23 protein-coding genes are annotated in these 22,015 nt (G+C 67.3%); 16 read left to right on the top strand and 7 right to left on the bottom strand.

Annotated features, from left to right (window positions below):
- The first annotated feature begins 19 nt into the window (after positions 1 to 19).
- From HDC29_RS13495 to HDC29_RS13440, 12 genes are all read left to right on the top strand, one after another.
- Positions 20 to 976 (top strand): alpha/beta fold hydrolase, encoded by a 957-nt coding sequence (locus HDC29_RS13495; protein WP_179498341.1) that lies wholly within the window; start codon positions 20 to 22, stop codon positions 974 to 976.
- Positions 977 to 1,007: 31 nt separating this feature from the next.
- Positions 1,008 to 1,679 carry a glutathione S-transferase family protein gene (locus HDC29_RS13490; protein WP_179498339.1) on the top strand — a complete coding sequence of 224 codons (672 nt, stop codon included), beginning with the start codon at positions 1,008 to 1,010 and terminating at the stop codon, positions 1,677 to 1,679.
- Positions 1,680 to 1,711: 32 nt separating this feature from the next.
- The gene (locus tag HDC29_RS19445) at positions 1,712 to 2,431 is read left to right on the top strand and encodes a DUF1428 domain-containing protein (RefSeq protein ID WP_179498337.1); all 720 of its coding nucleotides are present in this window, start codon (positions 1,712 to 1,714) and stop codon (positions 2,429 to 2,431) included.
- A gap of 158 nt (positions 2,432 to 2,589) precedes the next feature.
- Positions 2,590 to 3,234, top strand: a complete 645-nt coding sequence (locus tag HDC29_RS13480; RefSeq protein ID WP_179498335.1) for a glutathione S-transferase family protein — start codon at positions 2,590 to 2,592, stop codon at positions 3,232 to 3,234.
- A complete protein-coding gene (locus HDC29_RS13475) occupies positions 3,231 to 3,788 on the top strand; it encodes a GFA family protein (RefSeq protein WP_218844536.1) in 558 nt (185 codons plus the stop codon). The genes HDC29_RS13480 and HDC29_RS13475 overlap by 4 nt, the downstream gene beginning before the upstream one ends.
- Positions 3,789 to 3,858: 70 nt before the next feature.
- The gene (locus tag HDC29_RS13470; protein WP_179498333.1) at positions 3,859 to 4,575 is read left to right on the top strand and encodes a DUF899 family protein; all 717 of its coding nucleotides are present in this window, start codon (positions 3,859 to 3,861) and stop codon (positions 4,573 to 4,575) included.
- A gap of 24 nt (positions 4,576 to 4,599) precedes the next feature.
- The gene (locus HDC29_RS13465) at positions 4,600 to 5,391 is read left to right on the top strand and encodes a VOC family protein (protein ID WP_179498331.1); all 792 of its coding nucleotides are present in this window, start codon (positions 4,600 to 4,602) and stop codon (positions 5,389 to 5,391) included.
- A 30-nt stretch (positions 5,392 to 5,421) separates the two neighbouring features.
- Positions 5,422 to 5,916 carry a VOC family protein gene (locus tag HDC29_RS13460; protein ID WP_179498329.1) on the top strand — a complete coding sequence of 165 codons (495 nt, stop codon included), beginning with the start codon at positions 5,422 to 5,424 and terminating at the stop codon, positions 5,914 to 5,916.
- A 25-nt stretch (positions 5,917 to 5,941) separates the two neighbouring features.
- A complete protein-coding gene (locus HDC29_RS13455; protein WP_179498327.1) occupies positions 5,942 to 6,448 on the top strand; it encodes a VOC family protein in 507 nt (168 codons plus the stop codon).
- A 19-nt stretch (positions 6,449 to 6,467) separates the two neighbouring features.
- Positions 6,468 to 7,121, top strand: a complete 654-nt coding sequence (locus HDC29_RS13450) for a glutathione S-transferase family protein (RefSeq protein WP_218844534.1) — start codon at positions 6,468 to 6,470, stop codon at positions 7,119 to 7,121.
- Positions 7,122 to 7,200: 79 nt separating this feature from the next.
- A complete protein-coding gene (locus tag HDC29_RS13445; RefSeq protein WP_179498325.1) occupies positions 7,201 to 7,983 on the top strand; it encodes an alpha/beta hydrolase in 783 nt (260 codons plus the stop codon).
- 75 nt (positions 7,984 to 8,058) lie between these two features.
- The gene (locus HDC29_RS13440) at positions 8,059 to 8,547 is read left to right on the top strand and encodes a DUF2059 domain-containing protein (RefSeq protein ID WP_179498323.1); all 489 of its coding nucleotides are present in this window, start codon (positions 8,059 to 8,061) and stop codon (positions 8,545 to 8,547) included.
- 92 nt (positions 8,548 to 8,639) lie between these two features.
- Here HDC29_RS13440 and nudC read toward each other — a convergent pair whose 3' ends face one another.
- From nudC to HDC29_RS13425, 3 genes are read right to left on the bottom strand one after another with little or no spacing between them, the layout of a single operon-like run.
- The gene (nudC, locus tag HDC29_RS13435) at positions 8,640 to 9,512 is read right to left on the bottom strand and encodes an NAD(+) diphosphatase (protein ID WP_179498321.1); all 873 of its coding nucleotides are present in this window, start codon (positions 9,510 to 9,512) and stop codon (positions 8,640 to 8,642) included.
- The gene (locus tag HDC29_RS13430) at positions 9,512 to 10,810 is read right to left on the bottom strand and encodes a serine hydrolase (protein WP_179498319.1); all 1,299 of its coding nucleotides are present in this window, start codon (positions 10,808 to 10,810) and stop codon (positions 9,512 to 9,514) included. The genes nudC and HDC29_RS13430 overlap by 1 nt, the downstream gene beginning before the upstream one ends.
- Complete coding sequence (locus HDC29_RS13425) at positions 10,807 to 11,847, bottom strand: A/G-specific adenine glycosylase (RefSeq protein WP_373562804.1); 1,041 nt, start codon at positions 11,845 to 11,847, stop codon at positions 10,807 to 10,809. The genes HDC29_RS13430 and HDC29_RS13425 overlap by 4 nt, the downstream gene beginning before the upstream one ends.
- Positions 11,848 to 11,873: 26 nt before the next feature.
- Here HDC29_RS13425 and HDC29_RS13420 point away from each other — a divergent pair, with 26 nt between their 5' ends.
- The 4 genes from HDC29_RS13420 (at position 11,874) to smc (ending at position 17,567) form a co-directional block, all read left to right on the top strand.
- Positions 11,874 to 12,458: a DUF721 domain-containing protein gene (locus HDC29_RS13420; RefSeq protein ID WP_257018277.1), complete on the top strand. Its 585-nt coding sequence runs from the start codon at positions 11,874 to 11,876 to the stop codon at positions 12,456 to 12,458.
- Positions 12,459 to 12,467: 9 nt separating this feature from the next.
- A complete protein-coding gene (locus tag HDC29_RS13415; protein ID WP_179498317.1) occupies positions 12,468 to 13,184 on the top strand; it encodes a thioredoxin domain-containing protein in 717 nt (238 codons plus the stop codon).
- 37 nt (positions 13,185 to 13,221) lie between these two features.
- Complete coding sequence (locus tag HDC29_RS13410) at positions 13,222 to 13,962, top strand: thioredoxin domain-containing protein (protein ID WP_179498315.1); 741 nt, start codon at positions 13,222 to 13,224, stop codon at positions 13,960 to 13,962.
- Positions 13,963 to 14,123: 161 nt separating this feature from the next.
- The gene (gene smc / locus HDC29_RS13405; protein ID WP_179498313.1) at positions 14,124 to 17,567 is read left to right on the top strand and encodes a chromosome segregation protein SMC; all 3,444 of its coding nucleotides are present in this window, start codon (positions 14,124 to 14,126) and stop codon (positions 17,565 to 17,567) included.
- Positions 17,568 to 17,601: 34 nt separating this feature from the next.
- On the opposite strand, the gene ubiA is transcribed toward smc, so the two are convergent.
- From ubiA to HDC29_RS13385, 4 genes are all read right to left on the bottom strand, one after another.
- Entirely contained in the window at positions 17,602 to 18,510 is a 909-nt protein-coding gene (ubiA, locus tag HDC29_RS13400) for a 4-hydroxybenzoate octaprenyltransferase (RefSeq protein WP_179498311.1), read from the bottom strand.
- A gap of 82 nt (positions 18,511 to 18,592) precedes the next feature.
- Entirely contained in the window at positions 18,593 to 19,252 is a 660-nt protein-coding gene (locus tag HDC29_RS13395; protein ID WP_179498309.1) for a TadE/TadG family type IV pilus assembly protein, read from the bottom strand.
- A complete protein-coding gene (locus HDC29_RS13390) occupies positions 19,249 to 19,818 on the bottom strand; it encodes a TadE/TadG family type IV pilus assembly protein (RefSeq protein ID WP_179498307.1) in 570 nt (189 codons plus the stop codon). The genes HDC29_RS13395 and HDC29_RS13390 overlap by 4 nt, the downstream gene beginning before the upstream one ends.
- On the bottom strand, positions 19,815 to 21,821 hold the full coding sequence (locus HDC29_RS13385; protein WP_179498306.1) for a TadE/TadG family type IV pilus assembly protein: 2,007 nt from the start codon (positions 21,819 to 21,821) through the stop codon (positions 19,815 to 19,817). Before HDC29_RS13385 ends, HDC29_RS13390 begins: the two co-directional genes overlap by 4 nt.
- Positions 21,822 to 22,015: the final 194 nt, after the last annotated feature.

The following is a 22,015-nucleotide window of genomic DNA, read 5'->3' as shown; positions in this document are numbered from 1 at the left end:
TCAACAAGAGGATGATTCGATGACCCGACGCTCTCCCCTCCCCGCGCTTGCCTCCGCCTTCGCGATGATCGCGGTCGCGGCGACGATCGCAGCAGCGGCGCAGCCCGCGGCGGCGCAAACCCCCGGCGCGAGCCAACCGGCCGCGAGGGCCGGGCAAAGCGGGCATGTCGATGTCGCCGGCGCCGCGATCCATTATCAGGTGCACGGCGACCTTGCATCGGGCCGCACTCCGCTGCTGATCCTGCACGGCGCCTTCATGTCCGCCGACGCGATGAAACCGCTGATCGACCCGCTCGCCGCATCGCGGCCGGTGATCGCGATCGATGCGCGCGGCCATGGCCGTTCGGGCGGCGTCGACACGCCGCTGAGCTATGATCGCATGGCCGACGATGCCGCCACCGTGCTCGACAAGCTCGGCGTCGCAAAGGCCGACGTGCTCGGCTATTCAATGGGCGGTTCGACCGCGGTCGCGCTGGCGGTCGGGCATCCCGACAAGGTCGGCAAGCAGGTCATCCTGTCGGCGACCTCGCGCCTCGAAGGCTGGTATCCCGAAGTGCTGGCGGGCATCGCCAAATTGACCCCCGACATCTTCGCGGGCAGCCCGATCGACACCGAATATCGGCGCCTGTCGCCCGCGCCCGACAAATTCCCGACGCTCGTCGCGAACATCAAGTCGCTCGACGCGACACCGTTCGGCTGGTCCGACGCCGCCGTCCGCGCAATCCCCGGCAAGACGATGGTGATCATCGGCGACGCCGACGGCGTGACGCTCGACCATGCGATCGCCCTGTTCAAGCTGCGCGGCGGCGGCGACGTCGCCGCCGCGACGCAGGGTTTCCTGACCGCGGCGCCGAAGGCGCGCCTCGCGATCCTGCCCGCGACCTCGCACATCGGGATCATGGGCGAAATCCCGGCGATCACGGCGATGGTCGTGCCCTTTCTCGACGACAAGGCGCCGCCGCCGCCGTCCTTTTGACCCCCCACAAGAAAAGCGAGAGGAGTTCCCCATGCCCGTCAATCCCGAGAGCAAGCTTGAAGTCACCGCCTTCGACTGGGTTCCCGACTTCGCGCGCGGCTATGTCCGCGACCTGCGCCCGCGCTGGGCGTGCGAGGAAATCGGCCTCGATTATGCCGAACATCTGATCAGCGCGATCAACCGCCCCGCCGACCATTTCCTGTTCCAGCCGTGGGGGCAGGTCCCCGTGCTGTGCGACAATGGCGTGCGATTGTTCGAAAGCGGCGCGATCCTGCTCCACCTCGCGGAAAAGGACGCGCGCCTGATGCCGCGCGATCCCCAGACGCGCGCGAGCACGCTCGCCTGGTTGTTCGCCGCCTATAACAGCGTCGAGCCGATGCTGTTCGAGCTGGGCAATGTCGATCTGTTCGCGAAAGACGAGGAATGGGCGAAGCTGCGCCGCCCGAGCCTGATCGAGTTCATCCAGGGCCGGCTGGGCCGCCTCAACGACGCGATGGGCGACAAGCAATATCTGGTCGATGACTTCACGGTCGCCGACATCGCGATGGCGACCGTGCTGCGCGAAGGCGTCGAGGCCGGGCTGATCGCCGAGCAGCCGCGATTGCAGGCCTATCTCGACCGCTGCCTCGCGCGTCCGGCGTTCCAGAAGGCGCTGGCGGCGCAGCTTGCCGCGTTCAGCGAAGAGGCGGGTCCGCCCGCCTGAAAACGACTCCAACCCCCCGAAGGAGAGAGAAGATGACCTATGTAGAAGGATTTGTCGCCGCGGTGCCCACCGCCAACAAGGATGTTTATTACAAGCATGCGGCCGACGCGGCGCCGCTGTTCAAGGAATTCGGCGTGACGCGCATGGTCGAATGCTGGGGCGACGACGTCCCCGACGGCAAGGTGAACGACTTCAAGGGCGCAGTGCAGGCGAAACCCGACGAAACCGTCGTGTTCAGCTGGTTCGAATATCCCGACAAGGCGACGCGCGATGCCGCAAACGCGAAGATGCGCAGCGACCCGCGGATGAAGAATATGGGCGAAACCATGCCGTTCGATGGAATGCGGATGATCTATGGTGGCTTCGATTCGATCGTCGACGAGCGCGCTGAAGGCAAGCTCGGCTATGCCGACGGCTATATCGTCCCCGTCCCCGACGGCAACAAGGAAGCCTATCGCAAGCTGGCGCAGAAGATGTCGGCCGTTTTCATCGATTATGGCGCGACGCGCGTCGTCGAGGCGTGGAGCGACGATGTCCCCGACGGCAAGGTCACCGATTATGCCCGCGCCGCGCACAAGAAGGACGGCGAGAGCATCGTCTATAGCTGGGTCGAATGGCCGAGCAAGGAAGCGCGGGTCGCCGGCTGGGAAAAGATGATGACCGACGAGCGGATGAAGCATGATCCTGCGACCAACCCGTTCGACGGCGCGCGCATGATCTATGGCGGATTCGAGCCGATCGTCGAGGCGTGATGCTCTGTTCCTCCCTGCCGCGAAGCGGTGGGGAGGCGGACCATCCGAAGGATGGTGGAGGGGCCGCGACCTCGCGCCATTGCCCCTCCGTCAGCGGCTTCGCCGCTGCCACCTCCCCATGGCTGCGCCACAGGGAGGAGCGAAAGGACGACGACAAGATGATCAAACTTTATGGCACGCCCCCCACCCGCGCGCTGCGCGCGCTGTGGCTGCTGAACGAGCTCGACCTGCCGCATGAAATGATCCCGGTCGATCTGGGCGCCGGCGAGCAGCGGACGCCCGAGTTCCTCGCGCTCAACCCGGCGGCAAAGCTGCCGGTGCTGGTCGACGGCGACCTGGTGGTGAGCGAGTCCGCCGCGATCCAGCTCTATCTCGCCGACAAATATGGCGACCGCTTCCCGGGCGGCGGGCTGATCCCCGATGCACCGGAAGGCCGCGGCCTGATGTATCACTGGCTGTTCTTCCTGATGACCGAGATCGAAGCACCGCTGTGGCGGATCGCGCTGCATAGCTTCCTCTATGCGGCGGACGAGAAATCGGACGACGAAATCGCGCTGGCGAAGCGCGACGGCGAGCGCATGGTCGCGGTGTTCGAGCAGCATATGCAGGGGCGCGACTTCGTCGTCGGCGAGCAGGTCACGGTGGCCGATTTCAACGCCGCCTTCACCCTCGACTGGGCGCGGGAGGAAGGACTGCTGGGCGACGCCCCCGCGCTCCGCGCCTATCTGGATGCGATGTACGCGCGCCCCAAGGCGCCGGTGAGGATCGCCGAGGCGATGGCCGCGCTGGAGGCATCGGCGTGACGGCCGGGACCGACGATCGCGATATCAAGCGCACCGCATCGTGCCGGTGCGGCGCGGTGACGCTGGAGCTGAGCGGCAAGCCGATCGTTGCGGCGACCTGTTACTGCCAGAGCTGCCAGCAAGCGGGCCGGCGTTTCGCGGCCGTGCCCGGCGCGCCGGAGGTCGTCGGCGCCGATGGCGGCACGCCCTATGTCCTGATGCGCAAGGACCGGATCGAATGGCTGTCGGGATCGGACCGGCTCGACGAGCATCGGCTGACCCCCGAGTCGCCCACGCGGCGCTTTGTCGCGCGATGCTGTCACGCGCCGATCGCGCTCGAATTCACCAAGGGGCATTGGCTCAGCGTCTATTCGGACCGCATCGCCGCAGAAGAGCGGCCGGCGGCCGAAATGCGGACGATCGTCGGTGACCGGCCGGACGGCACCGAATTGCCGGGCGACATCCCCAATTACCGCACGCCGTCGGGCAAATTCATGTGGCGGCTGCTGACGGCATGGGCGGCGATGGACTTTCGCGCCCCGCCGATCGAAACGACGAAGGGATATGCAGGGTGAGCAGAAGCGTCGAGCGCGTCGAGATGCTCGATATCAACGCCACCCCCTCCCCGGAATGAAAGGAAAAGACATGCAACATCTGTCCTTCCCGAACGAGAGCCCGAAATATCGCGCGGCGCGCGCCGAGTTGCTTGCCGACGAGATCGCGCTGCGCCGGCAGATCGAGGCGGTGGCGGCGAAACGCCGCGCGCTGCCGCCCGGCGGCGAAGTGCCCGAGGATTATGGTTTCGAGCGGATCGGCGCCGATCAGCGGCCCGAGCGGGTGACGCTCTCCGCGCTGTTCGACAGCAAGCCGAGCATCATCCTGCAAAGCTTCATGTTCGGACCCGAGCGCGACAAGCCGTGCAACGGCTGCACGCATATGCTCGACGCGATCGACGGCAGCGCGCGCCATGTCGGGCAACGGGCGCCGCTCTATGTCGTGGCGAAATCGCCGATCGCGCGGCTCGAAGCCTGGGCGAAGGACCGGCGCTGGCCGCACCTTGTCTTCCTGTCCGATGTCGATGGGCGTTATTCGGCCGACTATTTCGGCGACACGTCGAAGCTGAGCGACGCCAAGCGCGCCGAGCATGGCATGAAGCCGGGCGAAAATTGGGACGAGACGATCTTCAACGTCTTTCACCGCGATGGCGGTGTCATCCGCCACGTCTGGGCGAGCGAGATGGCCTATGCGCCCGAGGATCCCGGCCAGCACCACCGCGCGGGCGACCTGGTCGATCCGCTGTGGGGGCTGCTCGACATGACGCCCGAAGGACGCGGCGACTGGTTCCCGAGCCTGACTTACTGACGATCAAGATCGAGGAGAGAGACGATGAACGACGCATCGAACTTCATCTGGTACGAACTGATGACCCCCGACCCGGCGGGCGCGGCGCGCTTTTACGGCGCGGTGGTCGGCTGGACGATCGCGCCGGAGCGCGATCCGGCGGCGGGCGACATGGATTATCGGATGATCGGGCGCGCCGACGGCGGCAACGCCGGCGGGGTGCTGGCGCTGAACGCCGACATGATCGCGGGCGGGGCGCGGCCGGGCTGGCTCGGCTATCTGCATGTCGCCGATGTCGACAAGGCGATCGACGCGATCAAGGCCGATGGCGGCGCGGTGCACATGCCGGCGACCGACCTGCCCGTCGGGCGCATCGCGATGGTCAGCGACCCGCAGGGCGCGCCCTTCTATATCATGGACCCGATCCCGCCCGAGGGCGGCGGCGAAAGCGACGTGTTTTCGGCCGATCGGGCGCAGCATATGCGCTGGAACGAGCTTGCGACGAGCGACCCCGACGGCGCCATCGCCTTTTACAAAAAGCATTTCGGCTGGCGCCAGGAAGGCGAGATGCCGATGGGCGAGCTTGGCGCCTATCGCTTCATCCAGCGCGGCGATGTCGGGCTGGGCGCGGTGATGCCGTTGATGGAGGGCTATCCGGTGCCGGTGTGGAATTTCTACATCGGCGTCGACGATATCGACCGGGCGCGCGATGCGGTGGCCGCGAACGGCGGCACCATCACCAACGAACCGATGGAAATCCCCGGCGGCGAATATGCGATGAACGCGATCGACCCCGAGGGTGCGCCGATCGGCTTCGTCGGCCCGCGCAAAGCATAATCCCCCCCAAGAAAACTCAGGAGAGAGACGATGACGAAGACCCCGATGACCCTGTGCCTCTGGTACGAAGGCGATGCCGAGGAGGCCGCGGCCTTTTATGCCAAGACCTTTGCCGACAGCCATGTCGGCGCGGTGAACCGCGCGCCGGCGGATTCGCCGGGCGGCAAGGAGGGCGATGTGCAGACGGTCGAGTTCACGCTGCTCGGTACGCCGTGCGTCGGGCTCAACGGCCCGCCGATCTTCAAGCATAGCGAGGCCTTCTCCTTCCAGGTCCACACCGACACGCAGGAGGAGACCGACCGGCTGTGGAACGCGATCGTGGGCAATGGCGGTCAGGAAAGCGTGTGCGGCTGGTGCAAGGACAAATGGGGCGTGTCGTGGCAGATCACCCCGCGCGCGCTCACCGACGCGACGACCGGCAGCGACCGCGCCGCGGCCAAGCGCGCGTTCGAGGCGATGATGGGGATGAAGAAGATCGACATCGCGACGATCGAGGCCGCGGTGCGCGGCGAACCGGTGGTCTGAGCGCCGCGAGCAAAGGAGACGGATCATGAGCAACGGTAGCGAACCGGTGACGATGTGCCTGTGGTACGACCATGACGCCGAGGCGGCGGCGAAATTCTATGCCGCGACCTTTCCGGACAGCGAATTCATCGCCGCCACCCGCTCGCCGAGCGACTATCCCGACGGCAAGGAAGGCGATGTGCTGACGGTCGAATTCACCGTGATGGGCATCCCCTTCATCGCGATCAACGGCGGGCCGGCATTCCGGCCGGACGAAGCCTTTTCGATCGTGATCAACACCGACACGCAGGAAGAGACCGACCGCTACTGGAACGCGATCGTGGGTAATGGCGGCGAGGAAAGCATGTGCGGCTGGTGCAAGGACAAATGGGGGGTCAATTGGCAGATCACCCCGCGCGCGCTGACGCGCGCGATGACCGACCCGGACCGCGCCGCAGCCAAGCGCGCGATGGACGCGATGATGACGATGAAGAAGATCGACATCGCAAAGATCGAGGCGGCGCTGAAAGGCGAAGCCGTCGGTGCCGGCTGACGCGCAGGGAAGGCAATCGATGCTGATCTTCTACGGACACCCCTTTTCCTCCTATACGTGGAAGGCGCTGATCGCGCTTTACGAGAAGGGGATCGAATTCGACTATCGTTCGGTCGACCCGGCGTTCCCCGGCCATATGCCCGAGCTGAAGGCGCATTGGCCGGTGGGGCAGTTCCCGCTGCTCGTCCACGATGGCGTGCCCTGGTTCGAATCGTCGATCATCATCGAATATCTCGACCATCTGGTGTCCGAGCCGCGGATGATCCCCACCGATTTCGAGGCGGCGCTGAAGGTGCGGCTGTTCGACCGCATCTTCGACAATCATGTGATGGGCCGGATGCAGGCGGTGGTCGCCGACGCGATCCGCGGGCCCGACCATCATGTGCCGATGATCGTCGACCAGTCGAAGGCGGCGCTCGATACCGTCTATGGCTGGCTCGACAAGGAGCTGGCGGGCGGCGGCTGGGCGACGCCGCATGGCTTCACGCTGGCCGACTGCGCGGCGGCCCCGTCGCTGTTCTACGCCGACTGGGTTCATCCCATCCCGGAAGGCTGCGAGAATCTGCGCGCCTATCGCGCCCGATTGCTCGCGCATCCGGCGGTCGCGCGCTGCGTCGAGGAGGCGCGGCCGTATCGCGCCTATTTCCCGCTCGGCGCGCCCGATCGCGATTGAGCGTCCCGAAACGGGGTTAACGGCGCGCTGACGCTGCCTGTTGGTCCTTTGATCATCGCGCCCGCGCGAAGGCGGACGCATGATCTCGCCGTCCGCCTTCCTTCGCACCCTGATCGTCGCCGCCTTGGCGTCGGTGCTGGCGTTCGCGCCGGCGCAGGCGCAGCAGCTTGTGACGATCACGACGACGACGGTGACGTGGACCTATGAGGATGCCGGCGACGAAGAGGGCGCAGACTATATCGACGAGGATATGGCGCTGCTCGATGACGAGGCGCTGGCCGAGGATGCGGAGTTTGCAGCGGCGCGTCGCTATGCGCCCGCGGCCAGTCTCGCAACGCTCGGCCATGCGAAAGCGCGCTTCGGGCCTTTCGCTGTGATCGACGGCGCGACGGTCCGCATGGCGGGCGACGTCACCTCGGCGACCCCGCGCCAGTTCGCGGCGATGCTCGCGGCCTTTCCGGGGCTGAGGCGGCTCGAGATGGTCGATTGCCCCGGCAGCCTCGACGAGGACGCCAATCTGATCCTTGCGCGGGCGATCCGGCGCCAGGGCATGGAAACGGTCGTGCCCGCGGGCGGGTCGATCCGGTCGGGCGCGGTCGAACTGTGGCTGGCCGGCGTCACGCGCCGCGCCGCGCCCGACGCCGAATTCGGCGTGCATAGCTGGGCCGACGAATATGGGCGCGAGGCGAACGACTATCCGGCAAGCGACCCGGTCCACGCCGAATATCTCGCGCTTTACCGCGAAATGGGAATGGATGCCGCGAAGGCGCGGGCCTTTTATGCGCTGACCAACGCGACGCCGTTCGACGACGTGCGATATTTGACGCGCGACGATATGGCGCGGTTCGTGGCGCTCAACTGAACTTCGCAGTCGCGGCGTCGGGGAAGGCCGCTTCCGACCGATTGCGGCCGTCGGCAAAGATGCCATAGTGCCTGCATGAAAATGCTAATTTGTATTGCCCTGCTGGCCCTCGGCCATAATTCGCCAGCAAATGCAGAGCCGCAAAGTTCCGCCGCCGTCATTGCGCCGTCCGCACAGGAATCCTCCCCACCGAGTGCCGAGAAGTTAGCTCTGATTCATCGGTTTATGAAGGCATCTGGCCTTCAAGTCCGGATCGACACAGGGAGCTTTTTAGAAAGATACGCTTTCATACCCGAGTTGGGTTGGGCGCAAGGCACCGAAAATGCTCCACAGAACAGGACGCTGATGGAGATATGGACCGGCCCCATAGACACCCTGAAAGCAGCCTATGAGAAATATCGCCCGCAATATCAGGAAGCATATGAGAGTCATATCAACTGGGAATTCACCGAGGAAGAGCTGCGCGGAATCGTGAGCTTTTTGGAGTCGCCACTCGGCGAACACTATCTCGACGGGACATGGCGAATGGAGGCTTACACCGGCACTAATATGGAAGAGACCTAGGAACTGCTCGTGAAGCAGGCGGTCGAGCTCTATCAAAAGCGATAAGCCATCTGGTCCGCTTTCCACCCCAAAACGGACACCAGACCGCTTACCTACAACTCCGCCCAATCCTCCAGCAGATAGCGCGCGATCGCCAGCGACGGCGGCGCGAGGAAGCTTGCGCCCATCTCGCCCGCCAGCGCCGCGCGCACCTCGGCGCGGTCGACCCACATCGCCGCCTCGATCTCGGTCGTGTCGAGCGTCAGCGCGGGATCCTTCGCGACCGCCCGGCAGCCGATCATCAGCGATGAGGGGAAGGGCCAGGGCTGGCTCGCCACATAAGAAACGTCGGTGACATGGATGCCCGCTTCCTCGAACAATTCGCGCGCCACCGCTTCCTCCAGCGATTCGCCGGGCTCGACGAAGCCCGCGAGCGCCGAGAAGAAGCCCGGCGGAAAACCACCCTGCCGCCCGACGAGAACGCGGCCCTCGAACTCGGCGAGCATGATCACGACCGGGTCGACGCGCGGGAAATGTTCGGCGTTGCAGCTGCCGCAGCGCCGCCCCCAGCCGCCGCGAAACAGGTCGGTCGGCGATCCGCACACCGCGCAGAAACGATGGCGCGCATGCCAGTCGACGAGGCTGCGGGCGCCGCCATACAGCGCCGCCTCCTCCGCCGACAGCAAGGGCAGCCGCCGCATCACGGTGCGCGAGCGCGCGTCTACCCGCGTGCCCGCCGCGGCCTCGCGCACGAAACGCGGCGCACCCGCATCGTCGATGCCGAGCAGCATCAGCGCGCGATCGTCGGCGGGATCGAGCGGCTCCCACAGCAACCCGCCGCCTGTCCCCGGCACGAAATCGATCCCGTCGAGCGTCAGGCAGGTCGCGCGCGGGTCGGCCGTCGCGGCGGCAAAGGCCCCCGCATTGGTGCGCATCTGGTCGGCGCGATCGAGACGCGCGCCGGTAAAACCGAGCGGCAAGGGCATCAGCTCGCCACATCCTTGAAGAAGGTCTCGCCGAACTTGCCCTGGAAAGGCACCGATTCGGGCGGCATGATCTGCGTATAGCCCGCGGCGCGATAACCGAGCTTGCGATGGACGAAGCCGATCGTCCCCGCGGCGCCCGCCCAGCCGAAAATCCCTTCACCGCCGGGAGAGGTCGGGAGCGACACGCGCCCGCCCGCCCCGAAACCCTGCCCGTCGATGAAACTGCCCTTGCGGTCGACGCTGTCGGCGATCAGGTTCGACATCGCGAGCCGCGCGGTTTCGGGCTTCATCACGCGCACGCCGTCTGTGGCGCCCCCGATTTGGCCTTCACCCAGCAGCATCGCGAGGAAGCGGTCGTAATCGCGCGCGCTCGACACCAGCCCGCCGCCGCCGAACGGATAGGGCGGCGGGTCGAGATAGATCGAACTCGCCGCTGGGTCGAAGGGAATGAGCGCGCCGCCGAACGGCGCATAATTGCTCGTGAAGCGCCCGACGTCCCCGGGCTCTACCATGAATCCGGTGCTCGCCATGCCGAGCGGGTCGAACAGCCGCGCCTTCAGGAACGCGTCGAAAGCCTGCCCCGACACGACCTCGATCAGCCGCCCCATCAGGTCGAGGCTGATCGAATAGCTCCATTTGGTTCCGGGCTCATAGACGAGCGGCAGCGCCGCCAGCCGGTCGGCCATGGCGGCAAGGCTCGGCGCGGGATCGACCGGCGCGAAGCCGGGGATCGGCAGGCGGCTGGCCTGCCCGCCGACGATGCCCGCATCGTCATAGGCTTTTTTGATCGGCCCCTTCTGGATGATGTTGTAGCCAAGCCCCGCGGTGTGGGTCAGCAGCTGGCGCACCGTGATCGGGCCCCTCGCCGGGCGGACGTCCGTGATCGACCCGTCGGGCGTGTTCTGCACCTTCATATTGGCGAAAGCAGGCAGGAAATCGGCGATCGGCTGATCGAGCGTCATCTTGCCATCCTCGATCAGCAGCATCGCCGCGATTCCGGTGACCGGCTTGGTCATCGAATAGAGGCGCCATAATGTATCGGGACCGACCGGCGTCGATGAATCGTTCGATTGCACCCCCGCGCCGATGAAGACGGGCGCCGCCTGTCCCTTGCCGATCGCGGCGAGCGTGCCCGCAAGTTCGCGGCGATCGACGAAGCCTTTGACGAAAGCGCTGGTCGCGGGATAGAGCGCCGCGCCTTCGGCGCGCCACGCGAGCGCGGCGCGCGGCAGCAGCGCGCCCGCACCCGCCAGCGCGATCCCGCCCATCAACGCGCGGCGCGATACCATCATGGTCATATATCTCTCTCCAGCATCTTGTCGGTCAGCTTGCGATAGAGCGTCGGCAGCCCTGCGGCGTCAAGGTCCGCGATCGGCCACCACATGCCTTCCGCTGCGGCATCGCCGGCTTGCGGTGGTGCTTCGCGGCGCACCAATGTCAGCGTCAGGTCGAAATGGGTGAAGCCATGATCGACGCTGACGATTCCCGACTCGGCGGCGCGCGCGTCGGTCCACTCGCCGCCGGGCAGCGCACGCATCCCGCCGAGCATCCCCTTGTCGGGCCGCCGCGTGAGCCAGATCGCGCCGTCGCGCTCGATCCACCAGGCGACCCCGTGCCGATGCGGCTTCGCCTTTTTCGGCGGCTTGACGGGCAGGCGCTCGATGTCGGGGCGACCGCGCGCGCGGCAGTCGGCCGTCACCGGGCAGATCGCGCAGGCCGGACTACGCGGTGTGCAGACGCCTGCGCCAAGGTCCATCAGCGCCTGCGCGAAATCGCCCGACCGGTCCGCGGGAACCAGCGGCGCCAGCGCCGCGCGAATCTCGCGCTTGGCCGTCGGCAGCGGCGTCTCGATCAGGCGGTGGCGCGCAATCACACGCTCGATATTCGCATCGACGACCACCGCCGCGCGTCCGAAGGCGATCGCCGCGACCGCCGCGGCGGTATAATCGCCGACCCCCGGCAGCGCGCGCAGCCCTGCCTCGCTGTCGGGAAAACGCCCCCCATGATCCGCGACCACGGCGCGCGCGCAGGCGAGCAGGTTGCGGGCGCGCGCATAATAGCCGAGCCCCGCCCACGCTGCCATGACGTCGGCATCGTCCGCCGCGGCGAGGTCGGCGACGGTCGGCCAGCGCGCCGTGAAGCGCGCGAAATAGCCCGTTACCGCAGCGACGGTCGTCTGCTGAAGCATGACTTCGGCCAGCCAGATGCGATAGGGGTCGGGGACCCCGCCGCTGTTCGGCGCGATCCGCCACGGCAGCACCCGCGCGGAGCGGTCATACCATCCGAGCAGGCGGCGCGCGAAATCATCGACGATAGCGGAAGTCTGGACGCTCACCCCCCGCCTATGGCATGGCGCCCTGCATGACGAAAGGCACCGAAGACGGCACGCCCGCCAAAAAGGTGCGGGCGAAAGCGGGAACGAAAGGCGGCGCGAAAACCACCAAGGCGGCGGCGCGCCCCTATGAGCGCCCGCGCGGCGGCGAGGCGCGTGCGATCTCCGACCTCGTCCCCGAAATCGGCCGCACCGCCTTTCGCAAATTCGGTTTCGTCCAGTCGTCGGTGGTCAGCCGCTGGCGCGAGATCGTCGGGGATCGGCTCGCCGACGTCACCCAGCCCGCGATGATCCGCTTTCCGGCAGGGCAGAAAGCGGGCGGCACGCTGCACCTCACGATCAGCGGCGCGCACGCACCGATGCTCCAGCATGTCGCGCCCGACATCGTCGCCGCGGTCAACCGCTTCTTCGGCTATGCCGCGATCGCCAGTGTTCGCATGACGCACGGGCAGGTCACCCCCGCTGCGCCCGTTCAGCCGCCGGCAATGCTGAAACCCGTACCCGCCGAACTGGGGGACAGCCTGCGCGACATCGGCGACCCGGAACTGCGCACCGTGCTCGAACGCATGGCGGCAGGGCTGGCGACACCGCCCAAGCTTCCCCGGATCAGTTAGGAACGACGGATGTCCGCTTTTGACGACCCGCTTCTCGACCGCCGGACGGCGGTGCTGGCGCTCTCGGGCGCTGCGCTCGGCCTGATCGCGGCGGCGCCCGCCAAAGCTGCCGCATGGTCGCAGACCGTGTCGACCACCCCGATCGGCGCCTTTCTCGCCGGCAATCCCGCCGCCAAGGTCCGCCTCGTCGAATATTTCAGCTATACCTGCCACATCTGCGCCGATTTCGCGAAGGCGGGCACGCTTCCGCTCAAGACCCAATATATCGACCGCGGGCTGGTGCTGTTCGAATATCGCAACCTCGTCCGCGACCCCGTCGACATGACCGCGGCGCTGCTTGCGCGCGTCGGCGGTGCGAAAGCTTTCGCCGGCAATCATCAGGCGATCTTCGCCGCTTTCCCCGCGACCATCGCCAAGGTCCAGAAAGCCACCGAGGCGCAGAAAAAGAGCTGGCTCGAAGGCCCCACGGCCGAGCGCGCGCGCAAGATCGCCGCGGGCACCGGCCTCGCCGCGCTGATGCGCGCGCGCGGCTATACGCAGGCGCAGCTCGACGCCGCGCTGGACAGCGAGGTCGCGCAGGCCGAACTCACCGGCATGACCAACATCGGGCTCAACGCCGACCGGGTCGAGGGCACGCCGAGCTTCTTCGTCAATGGCCGCAACGCCGACGTCACCGCCTGGCCGGCGCTCAAATCGAAACTCGACCTCGCGCTCAAGGCCTCTTAAAAGCTGCGCAAACCCGTTTTCGTGGAGAAAGAAAAAGATGAACGCATCGCTTCGTATCGCCCTCCTGTCCTCGCTCGGCGCGCTCGCGCTCGCCGGCTGCGGCGGCGGCGCCGATGACCCCGCCAAGGAGCAGGAGGTTGTCGCGAAGGTCGCGCCGCCCGCCGGCAAGAGCTGGTCGCAGGTCGTCAGCGTCGACGGCGACGGCATGGTCATGGGGAACCCCGATGCCCCGATCAAGATCGAGGAATTCGGCGCTTTCACCTGCGGCCACTGCGCGAAATTCACGCAGGATTCGCACGAGGAGCTGAAGCGCGATTTCGTCGACACCGGCCGCGTATCGTACAAGCTGACGCCGTTCATGCTCCACCCGGTCGATGCGATCGCCGGCGCGATCGTCAAATGCACCGGCCCCGACCGCTTCTTCCCGCTCGCCGACGCGACCTTCATCGAGCATGAGGCCTTCATCGCCGGCGCGTCAAAGCCGCAGCCGGGGATCGAGGAAGCGATGAAGCTGCCGCCGGAGCAGCGCTTCACCGCGCTCGCCAAGGGCTGGGGCATCGACCAATTCTACCAGCAGCGCGGCGTCCCCGCCGCCACGATCCAGCAGTGCCTCGCCAAGGTCGAAAATGTCGAGGCGATCGAAAAGGGCACCAACGCGGGCGTCGAGAAATATCAGATCACCGGCACGCCGACCTTCGTCATCAACGGCCAGGTCGCCGAAGGCATCGCCGCCTGGGGCCCGCTGCGCGACCGCCTGCGCACGATGGGCGCGCGCTAAGGCGTCGTCATACGGAACACCGTCGTCCCCGCGAAGGCGGGGGCGACGGTGTTCCTACCCCCTTGCGACTCCCCGTGCCGCACGGCATGACGGCTGCATGGGGGATATGTGACACCAAGGTTGCACCAGCTCCGATTCGATAGACTGCGCGGGTTTCTCCCGTGCAGATAAAGCGGCTGCGCCTCACCGGATTCAAAAGCTTCGTCGAACCCACCGAACTGCGCATCGAGCCCGGGCTGACCGGCGTCGTCGGCCCCAATGGCTGCGGCAAGTCGAACCTGCTCGAAGCGATCCGCTGGGTGATGGGCGAATCCTCGCCCAAATCGATGCGCGGCGGCGGGATGGAGGATGTCATCTTCGCCGGCACCTCGTCGCGCCCGGCGCGCGACTTTGCCGAGGTCGCGCTCCATTGCGACACCGAAGGCGCGCTCGTCGCCGGGCTGTCCGATGGCGGCGACGGCGACGATCTCGAGGTCATCCGCCGTATCGAACGCGGCGCGGGCAGCGCCTATCGCGCCAACGGCCGCGACGTGCGCGCCAAGGATGTCGCGCTGATCTTTGCCGACGCCGCGACCGGCGCGCACAGCCCCGCGCTCGTCAGCCAGGGCAAGATCGCCAACGTCATCGCCGCCAAGCCGACCGACCGCCGCGCGATGCTCGAGGAAGCGGCGGGCATCGCCGGGCTGCACGTCCGCCGCAAGGACGCCGAGCAGAAATTGCGCGCGACCGAAACCAATCTCACCCGCCTCTCCGAAATCGTCGCCGACATGGAGGTGCGCGCGAACGCGCTGCGCAGGCAGGCGCGCGCGGCGGAGAAATACAAGAAGCTCAGCGACGATATCCGTATCGCCGAAGGGCGGCTCATCTACGCGCGCTGGCGCGATGCCGCTGCCGCCGCCGATCAGGCGCGCCGCGACGCCGACGCCGCTGAAGCCGCGGTGAAAACCGCGCAGGACGAGCTCGAAACCATATCGAAGGCGCAAACCGAGGTCGCCACCCGCGTCGCGGCGGCGCGCAGCGATGCACAGGCGCAGCGCGACGCGCTCGCCGAAGCCACCGCGACGCAGGTGCGGCTGCAGGGCGAGGAACGCGCCGCGCTCCAGCGGCTCGAAGATCTGGCGACGCAGCAGCGGCGCATCGCCGACGACCGCGCGCACGAAGGCGAACTCGCGCGCGAGGCGCATGCCGCGCTGACCGCGCTCGACACCGAAACCAAATCGCTGGCGCAGGACATCGCCGGGCACGGCGCAGGCAAGGCCGCGCTCGCCGAAGCCAGCCTTGCCGCGCAGGCGCGCCTCCGCGATGCCGAGGTCGCGCTTGCGCAAGCGCGCGCCAGGGCCGCGAGCGAGGCCGCCGACCGGCGTATCGCCGTTTCGGCGGTGGAAAGCGCCGAAGCTGCGGTGCGCCGCGTCGCCGGGGACAAGGCGCGCGTCGATGCCGAGGTCGCCTCGCTTGGCGACAGCGCCGCACTCGCCGCGACGCTCGCCGACAGCGCGGAGGCCGCCGAAGCCGCCGAAGCCGCGATCGCGACCGCGGAAAATGCGCTGCACGCCGCCGAGGCCGACCGCGAAGCGACCGCCGCCGACCTCGCGGGTATCGAAGCGGCGCTGGCAGAGGCGCGCGCCGCGCTCGCCGCCTTGGAAGGCGAGGCGTCGACGCTCGAACGCGCGCTCGCCGCCGCGCGCAGCGACGCGGGCCGCATCCTCGATCAGCTCCGCGTCGCGCCCGGCTATGAAGCCGCGCTCGCCGCCGCGCTCGGCGACGACCTCGATGCCGGCACCGACCGCGATGCCGCGCGCAGCTGGGGCGGCGCCGATGCGGCGACGGGCGATCCCGCGCTTCCCGCGGGCACCGAATCGCTTGCCAAATTCGTCCAGGCCCCCGCCGCGCTGGCGCGCCGCCTCGCGCAGGTCGCGGTGGCGACAAGCGATGGCGGTCAGCCGCTCGCGGTGGGCCAGCGCCTCGTCACCACCGATGGCGTGATGCGCCGCTGGGACGGCTTCGTGACGCGCGGCGACGGCGCGACCGCGACCGAGCGGCTGCAGCGCCAGAACCGTCTCGACGCGCTCGCGGCGCAGCGGCCGCAGGTCGAACTCGGCGTGCAGGAACTTCGCGACCGCCGCGACGCCGCCGCCGCGAAGACCGCCGAACTGGCCGAGGCCGCTGGCGCCGCGCGCAAGGCGCTCGCGCAGGCCGACGAAACGCGCCGCACCGCGTTGCGCGCCGCCGACCAGGCGCAGGCCGCGCTCGATCGGCACCGCGATGCCGCAGCGCTCTTCGACCGCCGCCTCGCCGAGATCGCCGAGGCCGCAAGGGAAGCCGCCGAAACGCTCGCCGCGCAGGAGGCCGCGCTCGCCGCGCTCCCCGACGAGCGGCTGGCCCGCGCCGCGCTCGACGCCGAGGAGCAGGTGACCGAGCGCGCGCGTGCGGACGCCAGCACGGCGCAGGGCGCGCTGGCGGCGCACGAACGCACGCTCGCGAGCCTCAGCGAGCGGCAGGCGGTCGTCAGCGCCGAGATCAAGAGCTGGAAGGCACGCGCCGGCGAGGCCGCGCGCCGCGTGACCGAGATGGACAAGCGCGCCGAGGCGCTCGCCGCCGAAGCCGACAAGCTCGCCGACGTTCCCGCGAGGCTCGCCGAACAGCGCGCCGAGGCCGAAACCCGGCAAGCCGCGCTGCGCGACAGGGTTGCCGCCGCCGAAGCGCAGGAGCGCGCCGCCGAATCCTCGCTGCGCGAGGCCGAAACCGCGTTGAATGCGATCCGCGAGCGCGTCGCCGCCGCGCGCGAAACCCGCGCCGGCGCTGTCGCCCGCTCCGAAAATGCCGAACTCCGCCGGATCGAGATGGGCCGCCTCTCGGGCGAGCGTTTCGAATGCCCGCCGCCGCTGCTCCCGCAAAAGGCCGGGTTCGACAGCGCGAGCGTCGGCGACGCCAACGCCGAATCGGCGCAGCACGACCGGCTGATCGCCGACCGCGAGCGGCTGGGCCCCGTCAATCTCGTCGCCGCCGACGAACTCGTCGAACTCGACACCGAACGCGAGAAGAGTGCCGCCGAAATCGAGGAGCTGACGCAAGCGGTGAACCGCCTGCGCGGTTCGATCGGCAGTCTCAATCGCGAAGGCCGCGCGCGGCTGCTCGCGGCGTTCGAGGCGGTGAACGCGCATTTTCAGCGCCTCTTCACGACGCTGTTCAACGGCGGGCAGGCGCATCTCGAACTCGTCGACTCGGACGACCCGCTCGAAGCCGGCCTCGAAATCATGGCGCAGCCGCCGGGCAAGCGCCTCGGCACGCTGACGCTCCTTTCGGGCGGCGAGCAGGCGCTGACCGCGGTGGCTCTGATCTTCGGCCTGTTCCTCACCAACCCCGCGCCGATCTGCGTCCTCGACGAAGTCGATGCGCCGCTCGACGACGCGAATATCGAACGCTTCTGCGACCTGCTCGACCGCATGGCGCGCGAAACCAACACCCGCTACCTGATCGTCACCCACAATGCCGTCACGATGGCGCGCATGCATCGCCTGTTCGGCGTGACGATGGTCGAACGCGGCGTCAGCCGCCTCGTCTCGGTCGACCTCGGCGGCGCCGAGGAACTGCTCGCGGCGGAATAATCATCCCCATGGCTTCGCCACAGGGAGGAGCGAATCAGGGCGCCGTCCCCACCACCAGCATCGCGGCGAACACCAACAACCCCGCAAAGCGATTGCTGCGGAATTTCGCCAGCGCATCCTCTCCGTTCGCGGGTTCGAGCGTCACCACCTGTCCGGTCAGATGCACCGCCGCGGGCAACAGCGCGGCGAGCGCCAGCGAATCGGGGCGCACAGCCCAGACGGCGCCGCCCCAACAGGCGAGCGCGGCGGCGTAGCAGATCGCAACCCCGCCCTTCACATGGTGGCCCATCGCGCGCGCGCTCGACTTCACGCCGATCAGCATGTCGTCCTCGATATCCTGCAGCGCATAAATGGTGTCATACCCGATCACCCACGCGATGCAGCCGGCATAGAGCAAAGGCAGCCCGAGCCCGTCCGGCCCGCCCACCGCGACCCACGCGACGAGCGCGCCCCAGCTGAACACCAGCCCCAGCCACGCCTGCGGCCACCAGGTAATGCGCTTCATGAACGGATAGCCCGCGACGAGGATCAGGCTCGCGAGCGCGACGATCTGCGCCGGCCGCGGCAGCTGGAGCAGCACCAGCAATCCCACCAGCGACAGGGCTATGGTCCACAGCAGGGCATAGCGCACCGACACCGCGCCGCTCGCCACCGGCCGCGATGCGGTGCGCGCGACCTTCGCGTCGAGGTCGCGGTCGACGATGTCGTTATAGACGCAGCCCGCCCCCCGCATCGCGATCGCGCCGAGCAGCAGCCAGAGGAAGAGCGGCCAGTGGCTCACCGCCCCGCCACCCAGCGCGACGCCGAAAGCGCAGGGCCAGTAAAGCAGCCACCAGCCGATCGGCCGGTCGAAACGCGCGAGCAGCGCATAGGGCCGCGCCGCGGCGGGGAGCAGCGCGACGAAGCCGCGTAGCTGGCTGTCGGGGGGATGGGTCGCCGTCATCGATGCGCGGGCGATAGCAGGCGGAGCTTCGCGAATAAATGCCCGATCGACGCTGCCTTCACTCGCGCCGGCGTGCGCGCCGTCAGTCGCAATCGGCCCTGTCGCCGGGCGACTTCACGCCCGACAGGTCGCGCGCCTCGCGGATATTATAGGCCGCGGTCGAACGGATGGTCTGCGGGCCGAGCCATTTGCCGAACAGCAGCGGCTCATATTCATAGGTGACCTCGACGAACATGATCGCCGTGCCCGCCGCCGCGGTCACCTCGCGGCCCACCGGGCCCATGCCTGGGAAATCGGTGCCGGTCGCGCCGGTGCCTTCGACGCCATAGGCCGAGGCGACCTCCATATTGCCGAAACAGCGCTGCCATTTGATCGTCTGGCCGCCATCATTGTTGCGCTGGAGGCTCGACAGGATGATGCGGCCGTTATTCTCGAAATTCAGGCCCGCCGCCTGCCGCTCGGCGCCCGCGAACACTTCGTTGATATCGACCTCGCGCACCTGCGGCTGCGTTAGGTTGCTGCCCGCCGCGATACGCGCCGCATTGTCGGCGGTGTTGAGTCCGAGCTGGCTGACGCGCGTGTGCGCCAGCGTCAGATTGGCGATTTCCAGCCCGCCGAAACCGACGAGCACGAGGAAGGGAATGGCAAAGGCCATTTCGAGCATCACCGCGCCGCGGACATTGCGCGCGAAACGGCGCGCGACGATCCGCGCCCGGCGACGAAGGGGGCGGGGCAGGGTCATCCGCACGTCTCCGCGAGCACTTCGCCGTCGGCGGCGAAGGGCTGGTTGCGCAGCAGCGTCGTCGAGGTCAGCGTCTTGGACTGCGGCTGGCCCAGCATCCTCCACACCGGCAGCACGCGGTCGAAACGCATCGACACCGTATATTGGACGACGTCGTCGGCGCCGCCGTTGCCCTGCTTGCCGCCATCCTCCCAGCAATCGTCGGGCGAGGGATCCTGGACGCCGTTGCCGTTGGTATCGACCCAGCGCAGCGGCTTGATGTCGCTGTAATCGTCGAACGTGCGGCGGTTGAAACTCACGGTCGCGTTCTTGAAGACCTTCTTCACCTCGGCCTCGACCCGCTCGTCGAGGGCCTCCTGATCGGCGGCAAAGCCTTCCAGCGTCGCATCGCGGCCCGCCTTGGCGACCACGCCTTGCAGCACTTGCTGCCCATACATCTGCCAGCAGTAATCGAAGATGCCGAGCAGGATCAGCAGGAACACCGGCGCGGTCAGCGCGAATTCGACGAACGCGGTGCCGCGCTCGCTCCGCCGCAGCCGGCGCAGCAGGGTGCGGACGCCGGTCATTGCGACAGCCTCAGCTTGGAAATCTGTCGTGCGATCGCCTGGAACTGTTCGTTGAGTTCGGCGGCATTGTCGGCCTCGAACGCCGCGCCGGAGGAAGCGCAGCTGTTCAGGCTGGCATCGCTGCCTATCCCGAAGGATACGACCCAGATGGTGATCCCCCGCTGGCGCGCCGCTCGGCACAATTGCTGAAAGCGGTTGTTGTGATGATCTCGAAGCTCGCCGTCGGTCGTTCCGCCGACGCGGTGCATCAGATACTCATAGCCCTGAAAAGTCAGGTTCCCCATGTTCGGCGCCATCGCGCCATCGGTCATGAAGACGATGTGGCGGCTGATCGGCCGCTCGTTCGGCGCCGTCGCATTTTCGTCAGCGAACAGGCCTGTTGGCGAGAGCAGCCGCGCGCCCCAAATCATCCCGGCATCGTGATAGGTGCCGCCCAGCGGCTGAAGCGACTGGACATAGGTATTGAAGGTGCTGCGATTATCAGCGGTCATCGTCGTCAGCTTCATGGCGGGGGCCGGACAGACACCCCAGCCATCGCCCCAATATTTCGAATAACGCTGCCACCGGCCTTTGGAACTGGTATCCAGCGTGATGTTCCGGCTGCCATTGCTGTTGAACTCGTTGACCGTGATCGGGTCGCTCGAGGCCGGCTGATTGGCCGGATGGCTCGCTCGCGCAAATGCGATTTCGGGGATCAAAAGTCGCCACTGGGTATCGACATCGGCGTCGGGTACCAGGTCGATATCCATGTCGAGCGCGTCCGATGGCGCGGTCTCATCGGAATCGAATTCAGCCGTGGCGCGTTCGATGAGGCAGCCGCCCCAAGTATAGCTGACGCTGGTTCCCGAATCGCCCGTATCGGTGACGATAGCCGCGCCGGTCTTGGCCAGACTGACGTCGAAATCGCGATCCTCATAGGTATATCGATTGTCGAAAACGTCGGTTTTCGTCTCGGTCACCGTCGTCTCGTAGGTGCGCGTAAAATAGCCCTTGCGATATTGCTTGCGGCAGGTGCTGTTGCTGCTCCGCCACGAGTATCGATAGGTACGGAACGTATATGTCTGTTCTTTATCATAGGTCGTGACGCGCGTGTCACCGTCGACATATTGGCCCGTCTGGTTGTAATCCGGCGATCCGCTCGGCGACGGCGTGGTATTTGCCGGCGGGGTCCGCGATTCACATGCCGAACTGCTGCTTGCCGATACCGTGCCGTCGTTGGTCCAGCTTGAATCGTAGGTCGTAGCGCTGTCGGTATATTCGTCGCTCGTCTCGGTCCCCGTTTCGGTATAGACTTCGCGGAATATCGGCGTCCGCGACGGCAGGGTCACGTTATTGGCAAGCCACGCCGGATTTTCGGCGGAAAGGATCGCGCCGACATTCGCGGTCGAGCTGTACGGCACGACGCCAAAGCGCAGCCGTCCGTCGCCGATATCGGCGGTCGTCAGCGTGTCGAAAAAATCCATCGTCGCGTCTTTGAGCGCGGTGATGCGATCGACCGAATCGCCCGAATTGGTCTGCGCCATCGATCCCGTGACGTCGAGCACCATCATCACATCGACGTTCGAGATTTCGAGCTTCGCGGTGCAATTCGCCGACAGGCGGAACTGGTCCTTGCCGAACATGAACATGAGTTCGGTGGGCAAAACCGCCGAGGCCTGTCCGGCGACGTCCGAGGCGTTCAGGGCCTGCGAGGAGAAGAGAATGCCCGACGCGCCATATTTGGCTTCGGGAAAGTTGAAGTTGAACATCTTGTTCGCTTCGGACTGCGCCGCTTCGGAATAGCTGGCGCCGCCCATCGCGCGCCGCCCGGCGAGCACGCCCGCGTCGCATGCCTGCTGCAGGCGCAGCTGCGTCATATAGGCGCGGCCGATGTCGACCGCCGACCCGACGATGCCGATCACCGGCACGATCGCCGCGGCGGTCAGCATGAAGGCGTTGCCGCGCTGGTCGCTAATGAGCGATTTGGTGCCGGCTCGCAGCCGGCCGATCCAGGTCCCTCGCATGGTCTAACCCCTCTTCGGCCCGCAGCACTCCCCAACCGATGTGCCGCTGGTAATCTCGCACCTAGGGGAGGACTGCTTACCAAAACGCTAATCGGCGCGGCGCCGACGGGCGCGGATCGGCGCTTTTGACCCGGATCGGGACAGGGAAGCGCGTTTGGCGGCAAAAGATGCACAACAGGCCGCCTTCTGTTATC

The sequence above is a fragment of the Sphingopyxis sp. JAI108 genome (genome assembly GCF_013410105.1).
Classification (GTDB): domain Bacteria; phylum Pseudomonadota; class Alphaproteobacteria; order Sphingomonadales; family Sphingomonadaceae; genus Sphingopyxis; species Sphingopyxis chilensis.
Note: the sequence above shows the minus strand (reverse complement) of the source record. Positions and strands in the feature narration are given on the sequence as shown.